Genomic DNA, 6018 nt, shown 5'->3' with positions numbered 1-6018 from the left:
CATGATGCCCGTTGCGCTCCCCCTTGGGGAAGGCCACGCAATCGCCCGGCGCCAGATCATGCTCGCCGTCATCGTCGATCAGCACCGCCGCGCCGGATAGCATCACTAAAAACTCGTCCTCGCCCTCGTGCCAATGGCGCTGCGACGACCAGGCGCCCGGCTCCAGCCGCACGAAGCTGACCCCGAATTCGGTCAGCCCGCTCGCCGGCGCGAGCCGGCGGTACCAGCGCCCCGCCACCGCCTGGTTGAACGGCGGCGGATAGCCGGTGGCGTTGCGTTCGGGGATCTGGCTGAGGTCGAGCTTGGGCATGAGGCCTTCATGCCAATTCGCGCGGCGCGGCGAAAGCTGCACTTGCAGCATGCAAAGCATCATTCGGCTGCAATGCGCGATGCGGCTATCCAGATTAGGGCACACTGCACAGCGCAGGGAGGAATTGCTTACATGCCGCGTCTTACCGATCCGATCGATCTGGGCTCGATCCACGCCAAAAGCCGCATCCTGATGGCGCCGCTCACCCGCGGCCGCGCGACACGCGAGGCGGTGCCGACCCCGGTGATGGTGGACTATTATCGCCAGCGCGCGTCGGCCGGCCTGATCATCACCGAGGCGACCGGTATTTCCCGCATCGGCCTCGGCTGGCCGGGCGCGCCCGGCATCTGGAACCAGGCGCAGGTCGGCGGCTGGAAGCACGTCACCAAGGCGGTCCACGCCGCCGGCGGCAAGATCGTGTCGCAGCTCTGGCATATGGGCCGGCTCGGCAGCCACGAGGTCAATGGCGGCCAGCCCGTCTCGTCCTCGGCAACGACTGCGCCCGGCCGCACCCGCACCTGGTCGGGCGGCACCGCGCCCTATCCGCAGGCGCGCGCCCTCGAACTGAGCGAGCTTCCGGGCCTGCTCGACGATTATGCCCGCGCCGCCGAAAATGCGCTGGAGGCCGGTTTCGACGGCATCCAGCTCCACGCCGCCAACGGCTATCTGATCGACCAATTCCTGCGCGACAATTCCAATTTCCGCACCGACGAATATGGCGGCCCGATCGAGCACCGCATCCGTCTGCTCGGCGGGGTGGTCGAGCGGCTGGTAGCGACGGTCGGCAAGGACAAGGTCGGTGTGCGCCTGTCGCCCAATGGCGAGGTGCAGGGGGTCAACGACAGCGATCCGCACGCTTTGTTCGGCGCCGCCGCCAGATTGCTCGACGAGAAGGGCGCCGCCTGGCTCGAACTGCGCGAACCCCGCCCCAGCGGGACGCGCGGTGTCCCCGATGTAGCACCGGTCCATCCGGTGATCCGCAAGGCTTTCTCGCGCCCGCTCATCCTCAATGCCGATTATCATCGCGACGACGCCCAGGCCGCGCTCGACGCGGGCGAGGCCGACGCGATCACCTTCGGCCGGCCGTTCCTCACCAACCCCGATCTGCCGCGCCGCCTGATCGAGGAACTCCCGCTCAACCCGCAACGGGAGGAGCTGTTCTACACCGGCGGCGCGGACGGCTACGTCGATTATCCCACCTGGGACGAAGTCCACGTCGCTCAGCCGGCTTGATGTAGTGGGTTCCCGGCCTGGATTGCTTCGCCGCTACGCGCCTCGCAATGACAAGAGGATCGTCATTGCGAGCGTAGCGAAGCAATCCAGTCCTACAGAGGCGGCTCCCACCCCGGCGGCGCCAAGGTAAACCCGGCAAAGTCGAACCCCGGCACCACCACGCACGACACCAGCACCCAGCCCGCCTCGGCCCTGGCTGCCTGCCATTCATGGACAGGCACCAAGGCCTGCGGGCTGGACGCATCGAGCGTCACGCTATCGCCGCCGATCCGCAGCGCCAGCGGCGCACCCGCATGCCAAAACCACAATTCGTCGGCGTCGACCTTATGCCAGTGCGAACTCTGCCCCTGCTCCAGCAGGAACAATATCGCCGTACCCGCCGATCGTTCGCCGGATGGTGCAGGCGCCCGCCACGTCTCGCGATACCAGCCCCCTTCGGGATGCGGCGCGAGACCGTGGCGCGCGATCAGCGCCTTAGCGTCGTCGCCCACGCTCAGTGGTGCTTTGCGTCCCAAGCCTTCACGGCGTCCATCGTGCCGGTGACATGGCCGGCCGGGTCCATCGCCGAGTAAGCGAAGATCACCTTGCCGTCGGGCGCGATCACATAGGACGTGCGGTTGGACATGGCCGGGTTCTGCGGCAGCACGACGTCATAGGCGGTGATCGTCGCCGGCGTCGCCGAGCCGACCGCGAACTTGTTGCGGCATTCGGACACGGAGAATTGATTGAGCTTGTCGATCCCGTCGGCCGACATGCCGATCACGGTCGCGCCGAGTTTCGCGAAATCGTCGGTCGCCTCGGCGAAATCATGCGCCTCGATCGTGCAGCCCTTGGTGAAGGCGGCCGGATAGAAATAGAGCACCACCGGCCCCTTCTTGAGCGCCGCCTTCAGGCTGAAGGGCATCGGCTTGCCGGCGAGGCTGACCTGGGTCGAGAAATCGGGCGCCTTGGCGCCGACCGCGAGCGTGGCGTTGGCGGCAGCGGGGATCGCGGCCAGAGCGAGAGCGAGACAGAGGGTCGAGCGGAACATCCGGTGAGTCCTTCGCTGGGTGAGGAGCAACAGCTAACGCAATCGTCAGTTGGTTGCCACCGCCCTAGCGCAGGTTCAACTGAGACCTTTGTCGCGGACCATGATGGCGAGTTCGGTGCGCGAGGAGACGCTCAATTTCTCATACAGATTATGGAGGTGCATCTTGACCGTGCCCTCCGAAATATCGAGCTCGCGCGCGATTTCCTTGTTGCGGCTGCCCATCGAAACCAGCCGCGCCACCTCGGTCTCGCGTGGGGTCAGTTCGAGCGGCCGGTCGATCGGCTTGCCGATCTGATCGACGATCTGGTGCATCGCGTCGCGGTCGAGCCATTGCTCGCCGTCCATCACCCGCTCGAGGCATTTGAGCATCGTGTCGCCGCCCGCGCCCTTCAGGATCAGGCCGTCGACGCGCAATTGCAGCGCTTCCATGATCGGCTGCGGATCGAGGCTCGCGGTCAGGATCACGATCCGCGTCTTCCATTTGTCGCGCCGCGCCTCGCGCAGCACGTCGATGCCGGTCAGATGCGGCATATGGATATCGAGGATCGCGATGTCCGGCTGGAAGCTCTTGATCGCGTCGCGCGCCTGCTGCCCGTCGAGGCAGCGCGCCTTGACGTCGTGGCCGGCTGCGGCGAGCAGGCCGCCAATGCCGTCGAGCAGCATCGGATGGTCGTCGGCAACGACGATCGACAGCGTCATCGGGCACCCTTCAGCGGCACGCGCATTTCCAGGCTGGTCCCGGTCTTCCCGCTGGTCACCGTCATAGTACCTCCCATGCCGATGATCCGATCGTGGAGCGAACGCGGCCGTCCCGCATAGCTTGCCAGTTCGCCATTCGCCATACGCCCCTGGAACGCGAAGCCGCGCCCGTCATCGCCGATCGCGATATCGAGCCGGTCATCGGCCCGGCGGACCGCAATGTCGATCGTGCGTGCGCCGCCGTGGCGCACCGCATTGGCGACCGCCTCGCGCGTGATGCGGACGATATCGTCTTCCAGGCTTTCCGACACGGCCAGGTCGGCCGGCTCGACCTTGGTCGAAACCGCCGCGTCCCACGAACGGGACAGGTGGCTGGCGAGGTGATCGAGCGAATTGGACAATTTGCTGATCGCCAGTTCGGGCGCACGCCGCATCGCATTGATCACCGATCGCAGGCTGCGCTGCTCCTCCCCGATCGCCTCGATCATGTGCCTGACGCGTTCGCGCGCCGCGTCGGACAAATCGGTATGGCCGATCAGGTCGAGCTGAAGCCGCGCGCCGGCGAGGAATTGCAGCACGCCGTCATGCAGATCGCGCGCGAGACGGATGCGCTCCTCGCTCGCCGCCGAAATCCGCAATTCGGAATGCAGCTGCCAGGATTCGATCGTCAGCGAAACCTGGCCGGCGACCATCGCCGCGACCGCGAGGTCTTCGTTCACCGGATCGGTCGGATCGAGGATCATCACCAGCCCGCGCGACGTGCCGGCCTCGATCGGAACCACCAGGATGCGGTGATAATCGGCCATGCTCGCCAGGATCGGCTGGAACGGTTCACCGGTGAAGTCGCGCAGGCGCGTGCCCGTGCGGTACAGCACCGCGTGGCGCCGCCGGTCATAGAGGAACGGCGCGTTGAGCAGCTCGCTTGCGACCAAAGGCCCCTGATCGACATTGGGCAGGCTGGAGCCGTGGAACGCGCCGAAATCCTTGCGGACCAACGTCAGGTGCGGCTCCTCCGGATCCTGCCAGACGATCAGGCCGCGCTTGGCCGCGAACACGTCCATCGCGTAACCGAGCGATTCCGCGAGCGGCAGTTCGCCCAGGCCGCCCCGGCTCGGCACGCGCGACAGGCGGGTCAGTTCGTTGATCAGTCGTTCAAGATTGCTGGCAAAGGCGGCCAGCATCGTGGCGATCACGCCGATATAGCCCACGCGCACCAGATAAAGCTGAATCAGGTTCTTGTGCGGGGAAACGAACACCCCCGTCGTTATGCCGGTCGGCAGAAAGATCAACAGCACCAGAAGCCCGCTGCCGATCGCGCCGCGTGAACCCCATTGCACCGTGCCGCTGAGGATAAGGAAGATCAGAGGCGTGAAGAAAGGCGCCCCCTGCCCCTCCCCCTGAGTCAGGTACATCAGCCCGCCCAGCGCCACGACGTCGGCGACCGACAGCGCCAGCGCGGCGCTGAACAGATGCCGCCGCAGCTTCACCGTGCGCACCGCGCCCAGGATCAGCATGCTGTAGACGAAATAGACGACCAGGATGATCTTCGCGACGTGCTGGGCATCGTCATATTTGAGCGTGCCGACGGTCACCGACAGCAAAAGGAATGCGGCAAGCAGCGCGCGCGCGAACGCGACGACGCGACTGCTGCGGGCTGAAATGAGTTGGTCGACCATTACTTGCCCCCGCCCTCGCAATTCCCTTGGAAGATACAATGTAACAGACATAGGCGATACCTGACCAAAGGTTAGTGTTCCTGCCCCATCCTCTAGCCGGATTGCGCCAAGCCCCTGATTTGGAATAGATGATTCGTACGGAGCGAGATCGCTGGGGGGCGATGGACGTACCGGGGGACGAGTAGAGTGCTCGTAATTTGTATGCGTAGCGTAAGTGTACCCTAAGTAGCGTATCCTAAATTGTTGCGTGTCCGTTACGGCTGCGGCGTTTCCACCAGTAAAGCGGAAACCGCCTTAGCCAGCTTGCCGATCCCGGCATCGGTGCCTCGATGCTTTTGGCGGCTGGCTTCAATCTTTACTTCGTTCTTTGCGGCCGGCTCAGGCCGGCCGCAAATCCCCCACCAGGGTGGGAATCAGCTCCGAAACCGTCGGATGGATCGGCACCGCCCATTGCAGGGTGGCAAGCGGCTGATCCGCGTTCATCATGTCCAAAATGCCGTGGATCGCCTCGTCGCCGCCGGTGCCGAGGATCGCCGCGCCCAGGATGCGTTTGGTTTCCGCGTCCGCGACCAGCTTCATCAGGCCCAAAGTCTCCGCTTTCTCGACCGCGCGCCCGACCTGCGTCATCGGCCGCGTCGACAGCAGCAACGGCCGTCCGCTCGCGCGCGCCTGCGTCTCGGTCATCCCGACCCGGCCCAGCGGCGGATCGATATAGAGCGCATAGCCGGTGATACGCTGCGACAGCTTGCGATCGGCGCCGTCGAGCAGATTGGCGGCGACGATCTCGTAATCGTTCCAGGCGGTATGGGTGAAACCGCCGCGCCCGTTGCAATCGCCCAGCGCCCAGATGCCCTCGACATTGGTCGCGAGCCGATCGTCGACGACGATATTGCCTTTGGCGTCGGTGGCGACGCCGGCTTTGTCGAGGCCGAGATCGTCGGTGTTAGGCCGGCGGCCGACGGCGAGCAGCACCTGGCTGCCGATCACATGGGGGGCGCCGTCCGTGCAATCGACGCCGACCATGACGCCTTGCTCATGGCGCGCGAGGCTGATGCAGCAGGCGTCGGTGC

Annotated in this window: 7 protein-coding genes; 1 reads left to right on the top strand and 6 read right to left on the bottom strand. The window is 65.5% G+C overall.

What is annotated here, in order from left to right; translation table 11 throughout:
• Positions 1–310: cupin domain-containing protein (locus VK533_RS07945; protein ID WP_324376328.1), on the bottom strand; the 310-nt coding region annotated here is incomplete at its 3' end.
• Positions 311–442: 132 nt separating this feature from the next.
• On the opposite strand from VK533_RS07945, the gene VK533_RS07940 reads away from it, so the two are divergent.
• Positions 443–1543, top strand: coding sequence for an alkene reductase (locus VK533_RS07940; RefSeq protein ID WP_324376326.1), 1101 nt, complete (start codon positions 443–445; stop codon positions 1541–1543).
• Positions 1544–1635: 92 nt separating this feature from the next.
• Here the strand turns inward: VK533_RS07940 and VK533_RS07935 are convergent, their stop codons facing one another.
• The 5 genes from VK533_RS07935 to VK533_RS07915 form a co-directional block, all read right to left on the bottom strand.
• Positions 1636–2034, bottom strand: a complete 399-nt coding sequence (locus tag VK533_RS07935) for a cupin domain-containing protein (RefSeq protein WP_414712289.1) — start codon at positions 2032–2034, stop codon at positions 1636–1638.
• A gap of 2 nt (positions 2035–2036) precedes the next feature.
• Complete coding sequence (locus VK533_RS07930) at positions 2037–2573, bottom strand: peroxiredoxin (RefSeq protein WP_324376325.1); 537 nt, start codon at positions 2571–2573, stop codon at positions 2037–2039.
• A 75-nt stretch (positions 2574–2648) separates the two neighbouring features.
• On the bottom strand, positions 2649–3272 hold the full coding sequence (locus VK533_RS07925; protein WP_324376324.1) for a response regulator transcription factor: 624 nt from the start codon (positions 3270–3272) through the stop codon (positions 2649–2651).
• Entirely contained in the window at positions 3269–4948 is a 1680-nt protein-coding gene (locus VK533_RS07920; RefSeq protein ID WP_324376323.1) for a sensor histidine kinase, read from the bottom strand. The genes VK533_RS07925 and VK533_RS07920 overlap by 4 nt, the downstream gene beginning before the upstream one ends.
• Before the next feature lie 378 nt (positions 4949–5326).
• Positions 5327–6018 (bottom strand): FAD-dependent oxidoreductase (locus tag VK533_RS07915; RefSeq protein WP_324376322.1); only part of this gene is annotated, 692 nt, incomplete at its 5' end.

Source organism: Sphingomonas sp., assembly GCF_035317925.1.
In the GTDB taxonomy this organism is placed as follows: domain Bacteria; phylum Pseudomonadota; class Alphaproteobacteria; order Sphingomonadales; family Sphingomonadaceae; genus Sphingomonas_I.
This window is presented reverse-complemented; position numbering and strand designations above follow the sequence as displayed.